Annotated in this window: 14 protein-coding genes; 3 read left to right on the top strand and 11 right to left on the bottom strand. The window is 49.6% G+C overall.

What is annotated here, in order from left to right:
• Positions 1–8: 8 nt before the first annotated feature.
• The 10 genes from VNQ80_RS19610 to VNQ80_RS19655 form a co-directional block, all read right to left on the bottom strand.
• Positions 9–437: a DUF5004 domain-containing protein gene (locus VNQ80_RS19610; protein WP_325641893.1), complete on the bottom strand. Its 429-nt coding sequence runs from the start codon at positions 435–437 to the stop codon at positions 9–11.
• A 29-nt stretch (positions 438–466) separates the two neighbouring features.
• Entirely contained in the window at positions 467–2161 is a 1695-nt protein-coding gene (locus tag VNQ80_RS19615) for a RagB/SusD family nutrient uptake outer membrane protein (RefSeq protein ID WP_325641895.1), read from the bottom strand.
• A 37-nt stretch (positions 2162–2198) separates the two neighbouring features.
• Positions 2199–4553, bottom strand: coding sequence for a GH92 family glycosyl hydrolase (locus VNQ80_RS19620; RefSeq protein ID WP_325641897.1), 2355 nt, complete (start codon positions 4551–4553; stop codon positions 2199–2201).
• Between the two features lie 21 nt (positions 4554–4574).
• Complete coding sequence (locus VNQ80_RS19625; RefSeq protein ID WP_325641899.1) at positions 4575–5981, bottom strand: SGNH/GDSL hydrolase family protein; 1407 nt, start codon at positions 5979–5981, stop codon at positions 4575–4577.
• Between the two features lie 240 nt (positions 5982–6221).
• Entirely contained in the window at positions 6222–7841 is a 1620-nt protein-coding gene (locus VNQ80_RS19630; RefSeq protein ID WP_325641901.1) for a DUF6377 domain-containing protein, read from the bottom strand.
• Between the two features lie 212 nt (positions 7842–8053).
• On the bottom strand, positions 8054–8803 hold the full coding sequence (locus VNQ80_RS19635) for a hypothetical protein (protein ID WP_325641903.1): 750 nt from the start codon (positions 8801–8803) through the stop codon (positions 8054–8056).
• Positions 8790–9176 carry a GntR family transcriptional regulator gene (locus VNQ80_RS19640; protein WP_325641905.1) on the bottom strand — a complete coding sequence of 129 codons (387 nt, stop codon included), beginning with the start codon at positions 9174–9176 and terminating at the stop codon, positions 8790–8792. The genes VNQ80_RS19635 and VNQ80_RS19640 overlap by 14 nt, the downstream gene beginning before the upstream one ends.
• Before the next feature lies 1 nt (position 9177).
• On the bottom strand, positions 9178–9975 hold the full coding sequence (locus tag VNQ80_RS19645; RefSeq protein ID WP_325641907.1) for a hypothetical protein: 798 nt from the start codon (positions 9973–9975) through the stop codon (positions 9178–9180).
• Entirely contained in the window at positions 9972–10817 is an 846-nt protein-coding gene (locus tag VNQ80_RS19650; protein WP_325641909.1) for an ABC transporter ATP-binding protein, read from the bottom strand. The genes VNQ80_RS19645 and VNQ80_RS19650 overlap by 4 nt, the downstream gene beginning before the upstream one ends.
• A gap of 151 nt (positions 10818–10968) precedes the next feature.
• The gene (locus tag VNQ80_RS19655; RefSeq protein WP_325641911.1) at positions 10969–13041 is read right to left on the bottom strand and encodes a TonB-dependent receptor; all 2073 of its coding nucleotides are present in this window, start codon (positions 13039–13041) and stop codon (positions 10969–10971) included.
• Between the two features lie 124 nt (positions 13042–13165).
• Here VNQ80_RS19655 and VNQ80_RS19660 point away from each other — a divergent pair, with 124 nt between their 5' ends.
• Complete coding sequence (locus VNQ80_RS19660) at positions 13166–13807, top strand: hypothetical protein (RefSeq protein ID WP_325641913.1); 642 nt, start codon at positions 13166–13168, stop codon at positions 13805–13807.
• 13 nt (positions 13808–13820) lie between these two features.
• On the opposite strand, the gene VNQ80_RS19665 is transcribed toward VNQ80_RS19660, so the two are convergent.
• Positions 13821–14690 carry a hypothetical protein gene (locus VNQ80_RS19665; RefSeq protein ID WP_325641915.1) on the bottom strand — a complete coding sequence of 290 codons (870 nt, stop codon included), beginning with the start codon at positions 14688–14690 and terminating at the stop codon, positions 13821–13823.
• A 346-nt stretch (positions 14691–15036) separates the two neighbouring features.
• Here VNQ80_RS19665 and VNQ80_RS19670 point away from each other — a divergent pair, with 346 nt between their 5' ends.
• Positions 15037–16290 carry a DASH family cryptochrome gene (locus VNQ80_RS19670; RefSeq protein WP_325641917.1) on the top strand — a complete coding sequence of 418 codons (1254 nt, stop codon included), beginning with the start codon at positions 15037–15039 and terminating at the stop codon, positions 16288–16290.
• Between the two features lie 158 nt (positions 16291–16448).
• Positions 16449–19244 carry a 2-oxoglutarate dehydrogenase E1 component gene (locus VNQ80_RS19675; protein WP_325641919.1) on the top strand — a complete coding sequence of 932 codons (2796 nt, stop codon included), beginning with the start codon at positions 16449–16451 and terminating at the stop codon, positions 19242–19244.
• Positions 19245–19254 lie beyond the last annotated feature (10 nt).

Below are 19254 nucleotides of genomic sequence, written 5' to 3' on the forward strand. Positions count from 1 at the left end.
TGATGACGTTAATCCCTTATCAATGTGTAGCGATAGGTGTTTGACCCGCAGCCGGGGCTAAACGTGAGCAACAGGTTGCGCCTGCCGGCAACAATCGGATACTCGAAACTCGAACTCACCGCATTGTCGCTATTCACTTCAGTAAAGCTGATCGAGAACGGATACTGGGGGTCGTCGAGTTCGAAACTGCCGTTTTCGGACACAATAAAGGGCAACGGCTGCTGAAGGCGGTATGTTCCGTCTTCATTGAATGTGATGTTGAACCCTGAAAAATCGAATTTCTCGGTAATGTCTGTGCCGTTGCGCGATGCTTGGGTAATGCGCCAGTTGCCGGCGATTTCCTTTGCCGATTCCACCGTGATGATAGCTTCAGTTTTGCACGACGCGAAAAACGCTATCAGTGCCGCATAACATGCGATTTGGTTAATCCTGATCATTTTATTATGGTATTATTGGTTAGTATTCGTTAATATCCCGGGTTTTGTTCCAGGTCTGGTGATTTGCCCACCTCACTCATGGGAATCGGCCAATAGTACATCTCTGGCCTGAAATTATGTTTATCGACCGGAACGACCTCATAGGAAACCTGACCGCTGCCGCGAGTTACTTCCATCCCATGCATCTGGCGGTTTTGGGTGTCGCCAAGCAGCCAACGCCTAACGTCCCAGAAGCGGTGACCTTCAAAAGCCAGCTCTACCCGGCGCTCATTGCGTATCCACTCGCGCATGTCGTCTTGCGACAGTCCTTCGGGCAGCTGGTACGGACTAAGGCCTGCGCGGCGGCGGATGGCTTCGACGGCTTGGTAAACGGCGTCGGAAGGCCCGCTGTATTCATTGAGGGCTTCCGCATAGTTAAGCAGGATTTCCGCAAAGCGGACCAATGGAAAACAACGCTGGCCCCCATGGATAAAGTTTGCCGCGTGTTCGGGGTTGAGCATCTTATTGGTATAGTAGCCCGTAGGCGTACCCGAGTAGATTGCATCTTGACTGGACGGCGTACCGTTGGGTAAGAGGTAAATATTTACCGGTACAATGGCGCCCAGGCTATTGGCAATCGCTGTCTGGTCGCGGATAAACGTATATGCAAGCCGGGGATCGCGACCGGCATAGGGGTTCTGTGGGTCGTAACCGCTTGTCGGATCGGTAATTGGTTTGCCATTTTGCATGCCGAATGCATCTACGGTCTCCTGATAAGGGAAACCACCCTTTGCCGCGCCACGCGATGGGGGCTGCCATATTTCCTCCAATTCCTTATTGCCGCCCTGCATACGTGCAATGATATATTCGGGGTTTTCGCGCCGGGTGAAGAGGTAATAGAAGCTATAGCCCGGCGGATCGTTATTCTCTTCATACAGGTTATACTGGCTGGAAGCAATGATGCGTTGTGCCGCATCTGCCGCCAGTTTCCAGCGCTCGGGGTCTTCGCTGGTGTACCCGAGCAGCGGGTTGTTGTTGGCGCGGTTGTACAGGGGACTGGCTGCGTAAAGCAATACGCGTGCTTTCAGCGCGTCGCACGAGGCGCCTCCGGCTCTTCCATACTCTCCACGTATCTGTTTGTAAGGCAACACATTGCGTATAGCGTCGCACTCGGAAACGATGTAGTCGACACATTGTTCAAACGTGTTGCGCACGGCTGGAATGTGATCGGCAAACGTGTAAACCGTATCGCCTACAATCGGGACACCACCGTAATGTTTAAGCAGAATGGCGTAATACCACGCCCTCAGAAACCTCGCCTCAGCCTCTACAAGTTCCTTGCGGGTAATGGCCATGGGTACATCCGGCAAGTTTTTAAGCAAAAGATTCACTTTCCGGATATTGGCATAGGGCTTTACCCAGGCATCGTTCGCGATGCTGGAAGCCGTTATTGTACCGGAAGAAAACAGCACCGAAGTGGTCACATTGATCGAACTCTGGGGGCGCGCTTCGTCGCTGGCGGCGTCGAGCCCACCATTGCCGAAACGATTGGGATGTTCCGAGAATCCGATGTCGCGATAGATATCATTCAGGAACTGAATGGTGTAAGAACTGTCCGAAAAAACCAGTTCTTCGGTGAGATCGGACGTGACCGTCTGGTCCAGAAACCCCTGTTTATCACACGAGAGGCAAGAAAAGGCGAGCAACGCGGCGCCTGTCAAAAGAGCTATCCATTGGTACTTCATATTGGTTTAATTTTCGGTTATCATGCACATGAATTAGTTAGTTCGTTTCCAAATTATCGACGGGCTTATCCCCCATTTCCAAAACCAGCTCGCCCCCTTGAACAATCGTCGCATGGGTCAAATAGCTTTTATGATACGAGTTGCCGTTAAGTTTAATCGACTGAATGTATGGGTGGGCAGGCGAATTGTTGCGGGCCACCACGGTGAATTCCTTGCCTGTGGCATAGGCTTCGTCCAAACGGAAGCTGATCTTGTCGAAAATCGGACTGGTGATTTCATACCGTCCATCGGCACCCGCCACGGGGTGAAGGCCGCTGGCAGCCAGCACATACCAAGCCGACATCTGGCCCACGTCTTCATTTCCCACCAACCCTTTTTCTACCGCATTATGATAGGCATTTTCACATATTTGCCGCGTCCATCGTTGCGTTAGCGAAGGTTTTCCCAAGCGATTAAACAGAAAAGGCACGTGATGGACGGGTTCATTGGCGTGGTTATAGAAAGCATTCCAATTAAAATCTGCCGGCGTCTGCTCAAAAAATTGAATTAAATCTTGCAACATCCGGTCCCTTCCACCCAATAGCGCTTGCAACCCTTCGAGGTCATGCGGCACAAACCAGCCCTGCTGGTAGGGGTTACTTTCAATACAGCCGTACCCTTCCGTTTCACGGCCACCTGCGGGCCAGGGCAACCATTCGCCATACTCGTCTTTCGGTCGGAACCATCCTTTTTCCTCGTCAAACAGTTGCCTGTAAGCTTTTGATCGCTCCGTATAACGCGATACATCAGCCTCCTTCCCTAATGCATGGGCCAGTTGGGCTACACACCATTCACTGTAGGCGTATTCAAAGGTTTCCGATATCGCTAAATTCCCCGGCGTATAGCCTTGACGACTGTTCCCGAACTTTTCCACCGAATTAACGGCATATTGGTATGCTTTTTCGACATCATAATCACGAATGCCTTTCACATAAGCCTCCGCCAATACATTCACAGCCGGATTGCCAATCATGCATCCGGAATAGGCATTCAACAGCTCCCAACGTTCGAAATACCCCCGGCCGGATTCCTCGGCAAGCGAAATCAGCGAATTCAATTGATCGCTGACCAATCGCGGATTGATGATGGTCTGGAGTGGGAATTGACTGCGGAAGACATCCCATCCACTGAAGATGGTCCGCCTCATATAGCTACTATCCTGGTAAATCTTCTTGTCGCCTCCGACATACCGCCCGTCGACATCGGTATACGTCCGGGGGTCAATCATCGTGCGGTACAGGGCCGTATAGAAAATCGTTTTTTGATCGTCCGTTCCGCCCTGTACGTTCATACGCGATAACGATTGGTTCCATAGCTCGGTAGCTTCGGCCCGCACCTGATCAAAACTTTTCCCGGCTAGCTCGGCGTTGAAATTATTCTCCGCCCCCGCCATGTCGACAAATGAGATGCCCACCTGCAACGTAACCGCTTCATTTTCGGTGGTTTCGAAATCGGTGAAAAATCCGAGGTGCTCACCTTCCAGTTCGGGCTGCCCTTTGATGATCTCCGCTTTTTCCACGTGTAGCAGGTACCGTTCACTCACTACATCATCCCGCTTGCGGGACCACCCGTCCGGGATATCCGCCTGCCAAAAGCCACAATCGTCCAACGGCTTGCTGAACCGCGCATAGAAGTAGACCGTATAGTCGGCGTTCCCTTCGCCGTCGCCCCAGCCGCCCCCTTCGGGGGTGCATTCCATCCATCCCTGTATGGTGTGGTCGTCGACCTTGCGGATATATTGCCGTACCGACGTACCGCCCACACGCCGGGCCAGGTCAATCTGTATCCGCGATTCGTTGCTTTCCGGAAACACAAACCGGATCATGCCGCTGTGGGGGGCGGCGGTTGTTTCTACGCCGATACCGTAGTCCGTCAATTCCACGGCGTAGTATCCCGGTTTGGCCTCTTCCGAATTTTTATCGTAAAGAGAACGATACCCACGGACGCTTCCATCCTCCTTCCCCGCAATCGTTTTCAGTTTCCCGGTTGTGGGCATGACCAGGAAATTGCCCAAATCACCGTACCAGCCCACGCCGCTCATCTGCGTAAACGCAAAGCCTTCTATGGTCTTGTGCTCGTAGCTGTAGCCGGGGCCGTTGTCTCCCCCCGTTATCGTATTCGGGCTAACCTGTACCATTCCGTAGGGCGTCGTTGCCCCCGGAAAGGTCTTTCCCAAACCGTGGTAAACCCCTGCTGCCCCCACGCTGGTGCTCGCCCCGATAAAGGGGTTTACGAAATCCGTTGCCGCGAGACCCCTCTCCTGCGTATCACCCGAGCACGCACCAAGCAAGAACAACAACACAAACCCCAAGTAATGGTATACCTTCTTACCTACCATAAATAATTGCGTCATTAGCTTTTACTGTTTCCTTTGTTACTGAACGGCAACGAGTTCGATTTTCCGTGTTTTTGGCGTACCCGCTTCGCGGATAGCCGCTACCAATTGGTCAATTTGATGCTGCCACGCTTCCCGAACCTCAGGAAGCATGGCCTTCGCGTACAGGTCCCTTTTGGCTCTTAACCAACCGTCTGTGGCAACGTGCTCATCCATCACGGTGATGGCCTTCCGGTTGTTGGCATCCAACAATCCCTTGGCTTGGAAAAAGTTGTGCTGTACCCACGCGTAATCCCTGAATCGGCGCTCAATTTCCCACCGCTCTTCGTTCAAATACATCATGCCCAGTGCCTGTTGGTATTGCGGTGTTTGGCTCAACGCGGCAAGGTTTATCCCCGTGGCAAAATCCTTGGCAGACCAGGTGCCGATTACTTCGCCATCAATAAGCAACTGATGACTGCCCTTCAATCCCGTCACCGTCAACAGTTCCTGGTTCATCTCTTCCATAAAAGGGACGGCACGCAACGCATCGTACTGGCTTTTTGTACTTCCCCATCCGCGGGCGACGGTATCCAACGGATACGGCAGCGCGTTTGCCTTGTAAGCAAAGGAAATGCCCCCGGCTGTCTTTTTGATATCCGAAAGCTGGCAATTCACAGCGGACACCACTTGCTGCCCCGCGGCATCGATGGATAGCTCGGCCACCTTGTTGCCCGCGAATCCCTGTGCCTTCAGGAACAAGTACGCCATCACCATGTGGCCGTCGTTGTCTGGATGGATACGGTCGTTGCCGCAAAGTGCAAAGGACGAATCTTGCTGTTGGATCTCTTGGTTAATGCGCGTCATCGGCTGGTTTAGGTCGAAAAATTCCCAACCATTCGCTTTCGCCGATTCCTTTTGGAAATCCACGATACGGCGCATGGCGTTATTCTTTCCCTTGAACGGTGTGTTGTCTTTGATAACCGCCGTTTCGTCGTAAGGGGAACTCCCCATCATGACGATTCGGGTGCCGGCAAGTTGCTTATACCGTCTTTCCATTTCTTGGTAGGCGTCATAAGACTCCTTCACTTTCTCGTCCGCAAACTTATCGGGTTCATCGCCATTGTATTCGAAATACCCCGAATCGTTCATGCCGAACGTGGTGACCAGCACTGTCGGTTGTTTGCTGAACACGTCGCCATCAAGACGCTTGACCATATCGCCAACCCGGTCGCCGCCGATACCTGCATTCCGTATCGACAGGTTCATCGCTGGGAACCGTGTCATGTAATAAAGCCAGATGTAGGAATGGTAATGCCCCCCATCCGTGATGCTGTTTCCTAGAAAAACGACCCGATCGTTGCTTTTGAAGGGTTGTATCTCTTGGGCGTAGCCCACATGTCCTAGAAGGTAAAAAACCGGGATTAGCAGACTCAGTCGGGTAATCATGGAAAAACGGTTGTTCATATCAGCGTTTATCGTGTTTATAATTTAAAAGGTTAAGCCGGAATCGGAATCATACCGGTCCGCCGAACGGCGTAAGGGTATGCCTATTTCCTGTACCAGCAAATGTATATACCAAAGCGCCCACCTGTATGCACAAGTAGGCGCTTTGGTAGGTTATTTTTACCCTTCAGAAATATAATCTATTTTTAATCAATAGTTTACCTTGTAGTCATACGAGGCAGTTGGTAAACACATGAGAATCTAGCTAACGGGAAACGCACCTATTTTTTTGACGTTTTCTTCAAAATTGTCGGGGTCGACAGTGGCCTTTCCCTTCACTTTGCTCTTATAATTGTAAATGGTTTGAATGGAATACCGCAGGAACGTTGCAATTTGGTTGACGTCGGTTATGCCCAATCGGATTAGTGCAAATATGCGCAGTTCCGTGTTCAGTTGGTTTTTCTTGAGCACGTATCGTTCGTCTTCCTTCAGCAACGCATTAAATTCGACGACGAAGTCCGGATAAACCTCCAAGAAGGTACTGTCGAAGTCGGTATACAATTCCTGTGCATCTTTTTCGAGTGTGGTTGTAGACGCACTCAGTTTTTGCAATTCGTCCAGTTGCCCGGATTTAATCTTTCTGCTTACGTTTTTGCGAAACTCATCCAATTTATCAAGGTATACCGCACACTGGTTGATATAATATCCGATATACCGTTCTCGTATCAGGTTGGCCTCGTCCAGTCGCTGGTTGGCCGATATCAACTGTACGTTGATCGTATTCAAATGCCTTCTTGCCCTCGATACCGTCTTTATCTGTTTGTAAAGGAAATATAACGTAACGACCAAGACAATCAAGAAGATACTTGTCGCCAGCGCGTATAACCTTAAGTTTCTCCGCTGTTGCTCGATTTTGGCTAAATAAGTGGCCTCAATGATCGGTTGCGTCCTTGCTATCACCGCATTCCTGAAGCGCGAGTTATAAAAATTGGCATCTTCAAGTGCAGCTTGGATATAGTTGTAAGCTCGGTTTACGTCTCCCTTACCATGCAAATACATGGCTAAGTTCAGCAAGGATTCGTTTTCTTTCACGGCTAGGCGCACATCCGTTATTGCGGCAAGCAGCAGGTATTTCTCCTGCAACCGTTGGTTTCCGAGTTCTTTATGGATCATCGACAGCCCCATTGCCGACATCGCATACCCGTGAGAACCGACCACCTCGTTCGTGAATAACGTTAGTTGAATGTCGGCAGACGCTTGAAACGCACCTTCCGCCTTCAGTTTGAAAGACTTTTCCTTAAGGTACATATCCGACTCTTTGCTAAGGAGATTCATCAATGTATCCCTGCATCCAGCAATCTCAGCTAAACGCACAGCATTATATTTCGGATTATCGGTATATTTAATCAGGTTTTCATTATAACGGATAAATCCCCAGCAATAATACACCTTTAGGTGATGCGGTAGCGCATCGAATTCGATGGTGTCAAAAATTTCAAATGCTTGAGTAAATAAACCGGATATGGAGAGCACAAAAGCCAGTCTCAACCTACTCTCATCAATCATCTCCCTGTTATTCAAGTCATTTGCCAATTGGATATTCCGGTCGATATAACGCAATGCGGAATCACATATAAAAGATTGGTATTCGCCGATAAGCCTGTTGTTTAACTGAAAGCGCTCTTCGGGGGAGCGTTCGTTTTGGAGCACACGCTTTATCTCATCAATCTTTTGTTCTTTTTCCGCTGTGTAGACGGCGCGTTCCGCTATGGTTTTATCCAATACCCTCAACAACGAATCTATTTCGTTTTTCCCATCATTCGGAAATGCGAATGTGCAGGAACCCAATAAAGAAATGATGATGAATAAATGTCTCTTCATTTTTCAATAACAATTGGTCGATAAGTTGCTATGAAAGGCAAAGCTAGCGAAATATAAACGAAACCCGCATGAGTTGCCTTCCAAAAAGAATATAGCGGGTCAAACGGGCGCCATGGCCATGCAGAACGGGATGCCGTGAAAAAAAGAAAACCCCTCACGGGGCATAAGCCGACGCCGAAAGGGGTTCTCTGGGTAAACGATTAGGGTCTATTTCATGGCAGTTCAAAAACGTTTTCCATGTGTAGTTGAGTGCCTTTGACAATGAATTGGCCGCTTTTGGCTACCGCGGTGGATACCATACCGATTTGTGCGTGATCCAACGTCATCGTAGCGTCATCGCCCACCGTTAAGGAAGCGTACCCCAATTCATTCCGGTGAATTTCCACCGTGCCATAGCGTTCTGCCCGGGCGGTCAACGAATCAACCGCCAAACTGTCCAGCGTTACCTCCATACCTTCTGCTGCAAAAATATCCATCCCCGCACCGCGGAAACCCACGACGGCCACCAGGCTTTTCTGGTAATGCCGCCGCGTAAGCACGTGGGCGTTTGGCGGTAGGTCTATGCTATCCAAGGGCGTCCCGATCGCCGTCAATCCAATCAAATCAGGACATTCAATGACGATTTCCAGCACTACATGTGGGGGCCCGTCATAGCCTTTCTCATGGTCGATGGTCACTTTCAATACTTCGCCGTCCTGTGCCACGTGGATGAAATCTCGGTAGTTACTATACTGTACGGCAAAACGGTCGGCCTGTTTCACGATAATGCGCGACACCAATCCAACCGGTGCGGTACCCGAGAGTTCGATGGTGTTGAAACTTGCTGCCGGAAACTCCGTGAACCGCGTTGTTTTACTTGAAAGCATCTTGGCTAATTGGCTCTTAAGTGTCAGCGCATTAACCACCGCAACCGTAACCAACAACAGTACCGCCGCGACTAATAATTTGTTACTCGTCTTCATGATCTTTATAATTCTCGTTTAGGTATACTTGGTATCTTTCTGTAATTTCATCCGTTGAAATGCCCAATAGGTACATGTTTTTAAAAAACTCAGGAAGGTCGCGGTCGAGAAAGCGCTCGCGTTGCTGCTTCCGAATGTGGCGTCTCGCCGGTTCGGATACAAAAAAACCGATGCCCCGTTTGTTGAAAATGATACCAGACTGCTGGAGGTGCTCATAGGTCCGCATCACGGTGTTCGGATTTACCTGGAGGTCTGCAGCCAGCTCCCGCACCGAAGGAATCTTTTCATTGACCACCCATCGGCCCAACAGGATGTGCTCATTCACGTAGTCCGCGATCTGTAGGTAAATAGCTTCTTTACTTTTGAATTCCATATCAAGCCTCTTTTTCACGTAATTTATGGTACGACGCAACCCAGAGCAAACCGATGACCGCGATGGCGAGTGCCAGCAACCAATAAGGCCAACCGGGAATATTCACACCATAGTATACACCATCTTTTAGGAGTAGTACCGGTGTGAGCGGCAAGAGCGGCGCTTGTTGTTTGGCGTCCGGTTGAAGAAATACATTAAACAAAACGCTGCTAACAATCCGGTAAACCCACGTTGCCAAAAATAGTGTCAATGCCGTCTTCAGTACCGCCTGTTTCCGGAACACCAACGAACAATACAGTGCAAGCGCATGGATGAATAGATAAAGCATCACGCCTATCGGCGCCATTGAAATATCCTCGTACAGCCGTTCGTCGAAACCCTGAAAGCCCGAGACCTCGTAGCCCTGCCCCGAATAATACCGCAGTACGACAAAACGTACCGCGAAAAACAATAAGTTTGCACAAATGGTGTAGCCTACGAACGATAACACCCAACCTGCCAGAAATTTTTCAAAACCCGATGCCGGAAGCATCAGTTGAAACATCCCCTCTCTCGGCCGTTGGTAAGCCTGGAAAACGCCGGCTGTGAAAATTAATAAGCCACTATAGATTATAGCAAAGTACACGAAAGACTGGCTGCTGGCATTCACCGCTTTTTGCTGGGACAAGGCCACCAGCATAAATAATACCGCTGTGACGCCCATGAATACAAGGCCACTGATGATCAGTGTTTTCACGTTATTTCTGAAATGACTACCTACCAGCCGCGAAAAGCGGCCCCAATCAAATACTTGATTCATCGTATTTCCTCCTTAGCTAAATAATTCAACAATATCCCCGAATCGCTGACCACGGCGTTAAACAACAATTCCAGATCGGGCTTACTTGATATTCTTTCCGGATTAGGCAGAATGGCATGTGTACCATCAAATGCCGCCTCGCCGTACAGAGCAGATGCAACTGCCGTGCCCGATACATTCCCAAAACGGATTTGTTCCGTCAGTTGATCCAGTTGGACCTGGAGCTTTACCGTGCCGTCATGCAATACGATGACCGAATCAATCAGGTTATCGAGGTCTCGTACCTGATGCGTGGATAACACAATACAGCAATCTTCGTCAACAGCCGACGCTAGTACTTTGCGGAACTGTGCCTTAGAGGGAATATCCAGCCCATTGGTCGGCTCATCCATCACCAGCAATTTGGTACGGCAAGCCAACGCGAACGCGATCATAAACTTCTTTTGCTGCCCTAGCGAAAGCTTGGTGAGCACCCGCCGCTCCGGCACGTCAAAAGCAGCTAAGTAACCATTGAACAGCTCCCGGTCGAACGTCGGATAAAACGGGCTTGTCGTTTCCAAGAACGCCTTTGCCGTGTGGTCGGGGATGTAAGGCTCCTCCGGTAGGAAAAATATGCGGCTCAGCAAATCGGGGCGTCGCTTGGCCGTATCCACCCCGTCTATGGTGGCTCTGCCGGCCTTCGGGTAGTGCAACCCGACCATGTTTTTCAGTAATGTTGTTTTGCCCGAACCGTTTTTACCCAGTAAGCCGTAAATATGCCCTGTCTCCAGCGAGAGATTCAGACCGTTGAACAACAACGGCTGGTTTCGGTACCCAAAAGACAAATCTGTCAATCGAATCATAATCTAGTGTATTAGTTAAATAGTACACTGCAAAAGTAACAGTTCGATTTTGAAATGCAAGAAATTTTTGATTTTTTTCTGTACAGGCAGCTAACGACACTGAGGATCAGACCCATCCTCGTCTCCGAAATGCGAATAATGGCTTTTCAATTCAATATTGGAGTGCCAACCCGCCATAGAAGTTCCGTGGTGCCGCCGCATTGAAGAAGCGTCCGCCGAACGCGTTGATGTCGTTGCCGAGGCTATATTTTTGGTTCAACAGGTTATCGCCGCCCACGAAAAATCGGAACGCCAACCGATTTCCTACCGGCTTTTCCCAGCTTACTTTCGCTTGCAGCAAGTGATAAGCATCGGCAAATGCCGTATTCGCATCATTCAATGGGATGGAGGCCGTATAATTATGCATCATATAGGCGCTGATATCCAATGGTAGCCGGATCAACAAATCACTGATCACCGTGCTGCCGGGAACGCCTGTTAATTTATTGCCCGTGAAATCGTCGTCACCCGCACGATAATCGCCAAAACGGAACTTACTCCATGTCAGGTTCGAGCCCACATGAATGCCGCGTAGCCACGCGGTCTGGCGCGGCTCAACCAGCCAAGCTGCTGCGGACAGCTCGGCACCCCGCTGCTCAACCGTTCCCGCGTTGCCAAAATACTCTGCGCCACTGTCGCGCAGCTGGCGAATAATCGCATCGTTCATCCGGTAGTAGAATACGGAACCATCCAGCCAAACCCGGCGGTCGATGCTTTGCCACCGTATCCCCGTCTCGTAGTTCCAACCGGTCTCAGCCGCCAACGAGGTGTTGATTATGTTGTCTGAGGGACGTACCTCGGCGATGGTCGGAGGCGAATAGCCCCTCGAAACAGCGGCCCGCAAAGCCAGCGTGGGTGTAAACAGGTACGACAGCGCCACACGCGGCATCCATTCGGCATCGAACCGGTTTTCGGTATAGTCTTGTTCCTGCGTTGGAAAGACCGATTTAAACGCATACCCATAATAATTCAGGCTCGCCGAGGCTTCTATAACGAGCCGTCTCTGGATATCCGCACGGATCCGTGCGAAATAAAAATGCTGACGACTTTGTAACGCATCGATGGCCTGTTTCCCCCCGCGTGTTCCACCGTTATTGTCGTAATTGGCAATATCATTTTGACCAAACTGCCATTCCATACCCGCGTTGATGTGCCAAGCTACCACATCTGCATCCCCGTCGGCATAGTCAACATAGGTGCGGAAACCGAAGTTACCCTCATCGCGTACTTCATAGTTGGTAATAAACGGGTTGCGGAAGTCGGTATGCATACCGAAAATACTGGCCACATGCTGGAGTTTGGGAGTTAACCGCGCCTTGTGGACCAATCCGCCAACCAATGTCTTATTGCGGATACTGGCTTGCTGGTCCACCGCACCAGGTGCCGTTGCCGTGGCTGGACGCGCCAGCCGCGGATCGGCCGTGAATTGCGCCTCCGTAAGTCCGCCCGGTGTGCGGTAATACAAGTCTGAATACAATGCGATCAATCGCAATTCGTTATGCGCGTTGTAGTTCCACCGTTGTACGGTCTGAATGGATTTCCGGTTCATTGCCGAATGCTGCCGGTAGCCATCTGCACGCTGGAAAGCCTGATTAACACGGAATTCATAGTTACTCGCTGGACGCACTGACGCCGTTAATTGCTGGTGGAACAACCCGTAGGTACCGCTGCTCAATTGCAGTGCCGCCGAAGGGGCCATATCTCCGGCCGTACTACCTTGTGGTCTAAGAAGCACCACACCGCCCGAATTGGCACCAAAAAGACTGCCGTCCGGTCCCTTCAATATTTCGATACTGCTCAAGCTTCCTGCATCCAGCAGGTTAAAATACGTATTGCCGCCCGCATCGGTAAGCGGGATTTCGTCAAGGTATACCTTCACATTGCGCACGCCAAAAGGCGAGCGCAACAAGCTACCGCGAACGGACAAGCGGTAGCTTCCGGGCGATCGCTCCTCCATGCGTACGCCCGGCACCGCATTAAGCGCCGGCAATAAGGTAACACCAGGCTGGTTCGCCAACGCGGATTGACCAACCACGCCAGCCGAAGCGGTAAGGCGCAAAAGCGGTTGTTCACTGAAATATGCACTTACAGTGACCTCTTCAAGGTGATTGGTGGTATCCTGTGGTACCCCAGCAAGCAGACCCAATGGCACCACCGCAAAAATATAAGCTAAAATACGTTTCATGGATATGGATAATTGCCCGCGAAGTTACGGATTATACGTGTATAGGCTGGATTAAACTTTAGGGCGGTTGGATCGTCTAATGTTATCGAGGCAATAACAACATTGAAATTAGGAGGTTCGCACCATGAAAGCAATCATCATCTGTATATCATTTATGGCGGCCAGCGCCGCCTTTGCACAGGACACCAACACCATCCATATCCCTAAGCTGGAAATCGAGCGGAATAAGAAGGAAGTTTTTGCTAGCCGGGATTCATCACTGGTAATCTACATCGACACCTTGGTGATGAAAAACAAAAGTCAATTGGTGTTTTTCGGCAAAAAGGATGTGCAACTCCACGTACGTCATGCCACCATCGAAAAGCGTGGGTATATTTACGGAACGGACGGTAAAAACAACGGCACCGACTTCAATATCGACATGCGATTCGAAAAACTTGGGGAACTGTATGTTTTGGCCGGCGGCCAGGATGCCAGCAACAACGGCTCCCGTACCCATCCCAACGGTGACGGGGGCGATGTTGTCTTCACTTACGCCGGTGATGGTATCATCCCGCAAACAGCCGATAAAAAATCGGCCAACTACCTATACATAGACACCCGGGCAGGTGGATATCGTGTAAACGCGCAAAGTGAACTTCGCAACATCTACAGCATGATTAACCAAGGGACACCCGGAAGACCATTGGGTAGCCTTTCTCAGGGAATGGTGTATTCCGGTTCACCGGGCAACGACGGAAAAACCACATTGAAAGCGAAGGAATAAGTGTTGCGGTTTTTTAGCCTAACGCATCGCGGACAGAAGTACGGTAGGACGCCAGGCTGATGGCAGGATAAAGCGTATTCAATCCATTATTTACGGCAACCAAGTCTTTCCGCATATAAACGTTGAATGCGGCAGCGATATCTTGCTCAAATTTGTAGATATACCGCCCCAACAAAAAAGAAACGGGTTTACTTAAGCCCGGTAGGGCCAGTACTTTCTTTTTCAGCTTCGCGATATCCATGTACCGTTCAAAAGCTTCCTTGTAGGTCATTACTTCCGGGCCGCCAACATCAAATACCTTCCCATAGGTGTTGCTGTCGCCCATGATCTTGTTCAGGTACGCACATACATCCAGTAGGTGGATGGGTTGGCATCGGCTTACGGCAAACTCTTTAGGAAGGACAACCAACTTGGATTTTGCCAAACTCGACAGGATATTCATCAGCGCCGATCCTTTCCCAACGATATTGCTAATCCTTACCACCGTGTACTCCAAGCCGCTGCGGCCAAGATATTCCATGACCGTCTCCATATTGTCATCAGCCAATTTTGTCACGTAGATCAGGTGCTCACACGCGGTAAATTTGAGCGCCCGTATATACCGTTGCAATGCAATCAGATCCATTTCTATGCGAATGTCAATCTCATTTACGGGCGACTGGTTGAAATAAAATGCCACGTGGGTGTCTTTATCGAAACCGGCAGGCAACGCACCCCTAAACAAGTCCCCTTCAAGGATCTTTATGCCGTACTTTTCGGACACGTTTCTATAAAAGAACTTCTTGTTCCGCAATAAACAAGTCACCTCGTGCCCTTCCTCAGACAAGCACACCGCTACATTTCTTGCTAAGTAATTGTTAAGGCCGGTAATTTGGACTTTCATCTGTTATCATTTAATCGTTAAGGGTCAGATGGGGCCTTGATGACTAAAACAACCATCTGCTTTGATAAATAACGACTATTTTAATCATGTCGGGTTCATATGCAAATACGCTCACGCTTACTGAGGCGGTTGGCAATTTTATTCCTACTAATTACAATTGAAAACGGAATATGTTTCGGCGAACCTATATTTTTGTTGCAAACTTAGGTAAATTGATGAAATATGCAAAAACCTGGGTGCCGGGGTATTTGTGGTTTTATTGTCAATATTCGTATTACAGCATATCTAGCCACATTTCATCAATAATAAAAGGTTATATTTGTAGCATTTAATTCCCGGCTTAGGTATGGATAGGAAGACAATTTTGGTTTGGTTCAGGAATGATTTGCGTATCCATGATAATGAGATATTGCTTCGTGCCGTTGAACGCAGCCAAACGATTGTACCCGTTTACTGCTTCGATCCTAGGTATTTTGTGGATACGGATTTGGGCACACAGAAGACGGGGGTATTACGGGCGGCGTTTTTACGTGAAAACGTGGCTGCCTTGCAGCGGGACCTCCAAGCGTTGGGCGGCGATTTAATAATTACCCAGGGTTGTCCCGAAGAAATCCTTCCTCAAATTGCCGAAGAATACAAGGTGAATGAGGTTTACCATCACCGCGAAGTGGCTTATGAGGAAACGAAGATATCCGCACTCGTTGAAGCCGCACTTTGGAAAATGCAAATTAACCTGCGCCACTTCATCGGCCATACGTTATATCATAAGGAAGATCTCCCCTTCCCTATTAAGGACATTCCCGATGCATTTGCTACATTTCGTAAGAAAACCGAACGGGAAAGCAGTATTCGCCCGGAGTTAGGCCGTCCCAATACCGTCCGTATACCTGAAGGGATGGACACCGGTCGCCTACCCAGTCTCTCCGAGCTGGGGTTCAGCAAAACGGCTATCGAATACGCCAATAACCTCCGCCTACAGGGTGGCGAACAGGTAGCACTGCAACACATGAACAGTTTTCTGTATGGCGATCAAGACACCTTGGGATACTCCCGCCTCTCGCCCTACATCGCTGTCGGCGCATTGTCGCCCAACACATTTTACCACGCCGTCAGAGATGCGGAGCATACTACGCTCGACAAAAAACGCGTTGAACAAATTATTCTCAAACTGCTGTGGCGCGATTATTATCGCTTCATGTTCAAAAAACATGGCAACCAGTTTTTTCAGGCTGGTGGCATGACTGGAAAACCGCCAGCATCCATTGCAGACGACCAAAAACAATTTGACAGTTGGAAAACCGGGAAAACCGGCCATCCGATTGTAGATGGCAGCATGAAGGAGCTCAACGAAACCGGATACATTACGCATCACCAACGCGCCATCGTTGCTGCGTACTTGATTTATCAGCTGAAAGTGAATTGGCTCAAGGGAGCGGCCTGGTTTGAAGAGAAGCTACTGGACTATGGGCCCGCCAGTAACTACGGTAGCTGGGCACATGCAGCAGGCGTAGGGAGCAGTGCCAAAGACAACAAACCTACCGACATCAAAAAGCTCAGCGCACGATTTTACCCAAAGGAGGCGTTGGTATTCGGTAGCTGAGCAGACCGCGCTACGATTTGCACCATCCGTTGTCCATCTGGCATGATGTATTCGTGAAATCACGTTGCCGCTAAAATTTGGCTACAAAATTGTGGTATATTCCTATGGCAAACGATTTAATAATTATAACTTTGACGCAGTATTGCATAAACAACTAAATGGACAAGCTTTCTTACCTAAGTAACGCGGATTCGGCCTACATCGACTCGTTATACGAAGCCTATAAAGAGGATCCCGACTCTATTGACTTCGGTTGGCAAAAATTTTTTGAAGGTTTTGATTTCGGCCAAAATGGTGCCGTTAGCGGTACAGCGGCGACACCCGACCACGTGCTAAAAGAAATCAATGTCTTGAACATGATAAATGGCTACCGAGACCGTGGCCACCTTTTTACAGAAACCAACCCAGTACGCCAGCGAAGGAAATACTATCCCGGCAAGGAATTGGAAACCTTCGGTCTCAGTGATGCAGATATGGACACGGTATTCAATGCCGGGGTAGAAGTCGGATTAGGTCCCGCCAAATTGAGCGATATCCGGCAATTAATCGAAGATACGTATTGCCGCTCTATCGGTGCGGAATTTAAATATATCCGCAGCCCGGAAAAGATAAAGTGGTTGCAAGAGCGCATGGAAGGGGAACGCAATACCCCGAATTTCCCCTTGGAGCGCAAAAAGCGAATCCTACAGAAACTCAATGAGGCTGTGGTCTTCGAAAATTTCCTGGGCACCAAGTTCCTTGGCCAAAAGCGCTTTTCGCTCGAAGGTGCCGAAAGCTTGATCCCGGCGCTCGACTCGGTCATCGAGAAAGGTGCCGACTTGGGAATCCAAGAGTTTGTGATCGGCATGGCACATCGGGGCCGACTCAATGTGCTGACCAATATCCTTGGAAAATCCTACGAAAGCGTGTTCTCGGAGTTTGAAGGCAAAACCTATGCTGAAGAAGCCGAACAGGACTTCGGTGGCGACGTAAAATACCACTTGGGTTATTCCACGGATATCACGACCGATAATGACGCGACCGTACACTTAAGCCTCGTGCCCAACCCGTCGCATTTGGAGACCGTTGATCCGGTGGTTGAAGGGTTGGTACGGTCGAAAATCGACATGAAATACGATGGCGATGCAACCAAGATCGCACCAATACTCATCCATGGCGACGCCGCCGTTGCTGGACAGGGAATCGTGTATGAAGTCATCCAGATGTCCAAATTGGAAGGCTTCCGCACCGGGGGAACCATCCACATCGTGGTAAATAACCAGGTCGGGTTTACTACCAATTTCAAAGACGGCCGTTCCTCTACCTATTGTACAGACATTGCCAAGGTGACACTATCACCGGTGTTCCACGTAAACGGCGACGATGTCGAAGCGCTGGTTTACGCAATCAACCTCGCCGTAGAATACCGCCAGAAATATCATACTGACGTATTTATCGACCTGCTTTGCTACCGCCGGTATGGACACAATGAAGCCGATGAGCCCAAGTTTACGCAGCCGGTACTGTATAAAGCCATTGAAAAGCATGCTAATCCGCGCGAAATATACAACAAAAAGCTCCTGGAGCAAGGCAGCGTAGATGCTAGTCTGGCTAAGGAGATGGAAAAGGACTTCCGCAAACTGCTCCAAGAGCGGTTGGACGATTCGAAGGAAGACCAGAACCTCACCCAAGATAATCCGATGTACTCGGGGGCGTGGAAAGGCCTGCGTAAAGCAAAGTATGAAGATATTTTTGTACCAGCGAAGACCAGCGTCACCGAAAAAACGTTTTTATCGCTAGCCAAGGAATTCAACACATTACCAAAAGACAAGAAAGTATTCCGTAAAATTTCACGCCTCTTTGATGAGCGGCTCAAAATGATCGAAACCAAAACCTTCGATTGGGCTATGGGCGAATTGATGGCATACGCTACCCTACTCAATGAAGGATCGCGGGTGCGTATAAGTGGGCAAGATGTGGAGCGCGGCACATTTTCACACCGCCACGCCGTGCTTACCCTAGAAGACTCCGAAGAGGAATTCATCCCGCTGCAGCAAATCAAGGGCGGCGAGCGTTTCAACATCTATAATTCCCACCTTTCGGAATATGGTGTACTGGGATTCGAATATGGCTACGCACTGGCAAACCCGCAGTCGTTGACCGTCTGGGAAGCCCAATTCGGCGACTTTTATAACGGCGCACAAATCATTGTCGACCAATATATATCTAGTGCTGAGACCAAGTGGCGCCGCTCCAACGGCCTCGTCATGCTGCTTCCCCATGGTTTGGAAGGCCAGGGCCCCGAGCACTCGTCTGCCCGCATAGAGCGCTTTCTCGAACTCTGTGCCGAAAACAACATGCAGATCGTAAATTGCACTACGCCAGCTAACTTCTTCCATGTACTGCGCCGGCAACTCAAGCGCGACTACCGCAAACCGCTGATTGTGTTCACGCCGAAGAGTTTACTACGCCATCCAAAAGTGGTGAGCAACATCAGTGAATTCATCGGGAAATCGCAATTCCAGGAAGTGATCGATGACAGCTATGTGAAGTCCGCCGATGTGAAACGGGTTCTTTTCTGCTCTGGCAAAATCTATTTCGATCTGTTGGAGAAACAACAGGCAGACGAACGTAAAGACGTAGCCATTGTCCGTGTGGAACAACTATACCCCACCCCGATGGATAAACTTCGTGCCATTCGCAACAAGTATAAAAATGCCGGTGAGTTCCTGTGGGTGCAAGAAGAGCCGGAAAACATGGGTGCCTGGCCCTACATCTGCCGGAAATTCAGGAATAGGAACATCACATTGGATGTTGTATCCCGTAAGGAAAGCAGTAGTACAGCCACCGGATACGCCAAGCAGCACATTGCCCAGCAACTCGCCGTGGTAGGTCGCGCATTCGAAGACAAAGCTGGAACAGAGGTGAAGGAAAAAGTGAAAAAGAGCGTAAAAACCGCTGCCAAAGTAGATTAACCAAGAAATA

This window comes from Parapedobacter sp., from assembly GCF_035556095.1.
In the GTDB taxonomy this organism is placed as follows: domain Bacteria; phylum Bacteroidota; class Bacteroidia; order Sphingobacteriales; family Sphingobacteriaceae; genus Parapedobacter.

Excerpts from the sequence above, each read along its gene's own strand:
- VNQ80_RS19610 (WP_325641893.1), bottom strand. The coding sequence starts at position 437 with ATGATCAGGATTAACCAAATCGCATGTTATGCGGCACTGATAGCGTTT.
- VNQ80_RS19615 (WP_325641895.1), bottom strand. The coding sequence starts at position 2,161 with ATGAAGTACCAATGGATAGCTCTTTTGACAGGCGCCGCGTTGCTCGCC.
- VNQ80_RS19620 (WP_325641897.1), bottom strand. The coding sequence starts at position 4,553 with ATGACGCAATTATTTATGGTAGGTAAGAAGGTATACCATTACTTGGGG.
- VNQ80_RS19625 (WP_325641899.1), bottom strand. The coding sequence starts at position 5,981 with ATGAACAACCGTTTTTCCATGATTACCCGACTGAGTCTGCTAATCCCG.
- VNQ80_RS19630 (WP_325641901.1), bottom strand. The coding sequence starts at position 7,841 with ATGAAGAGACATTTATTCATCATCATTTCTTTATTGGGTTCCTGCACA.
- VNQ80_RS19635 (WP_325641903.1), bottom strand. The coding sequence starts at position 8,803 with ATGAAGACGAGTAACAAATTATTAGTCGCGGCGGTACTGTTGTTGGTT.
- VNQ80_RS19640 (WP_325641905.1), bottom strand. The coding sequence starts at position 9,176 with ATGGAATTCAAAAGTAAAGAAGCTATTTACCTACAGATCGCGGACTAC.
- VNQ80_RS19645 (WP_325641907.1), bottom strand. The coding sequence starts at position 9,975 with ATGAATCAAGTATTTGATTGGGGCCGCTTTTCGCGGCTGGTAGGTAGT.
- VNQ80_RS19650 (WP_325641909.1), bottom strand. The coding sequence starts at position 10,817 with ATGATTCGATTGACAGATTTGTCTTTTGGGTACCGAAACCAGCCGTTG.
- VNQ80_RS19655 (WP_325641911.1), bottom strand. The coding sequence starts at position 13,041 with ATGAAACGTATTTTAGCTTATATTTTTGCGGTGGTGCCATTGGGTCTG.
- VNQ80_RS19660 (WP_325641913.1), top strand. The coding sequence starts at position 13,166 with ATGAAAGCAATCATCATCTGTATATCATTTATGGCGGCCAGCGCCGCC.
- VNQ80_RS19665 (WP_325641915.1), bottom strand. The coding sequence starts at position 14,690 with ATGAAAGTCCAAATTACCGGCCTTAACAATTACTTAGCAAGAAATGTA.
- VNQ80_RS19670 (WP_325641917.1), top strand. The coding sequence starts at position 15,037 with ATGGATAGGAAGACAATTTTGGTTTGGTTCAGGAATGATTTGCGTATC.
- VNQ80_RS19675 (WP_325641919.1), top strand. The coding sequence starts at position 16,449 with ATGGACAAGCTTTCTTACCTAAGTAACGCGGATTCGGCCTACATCGAC.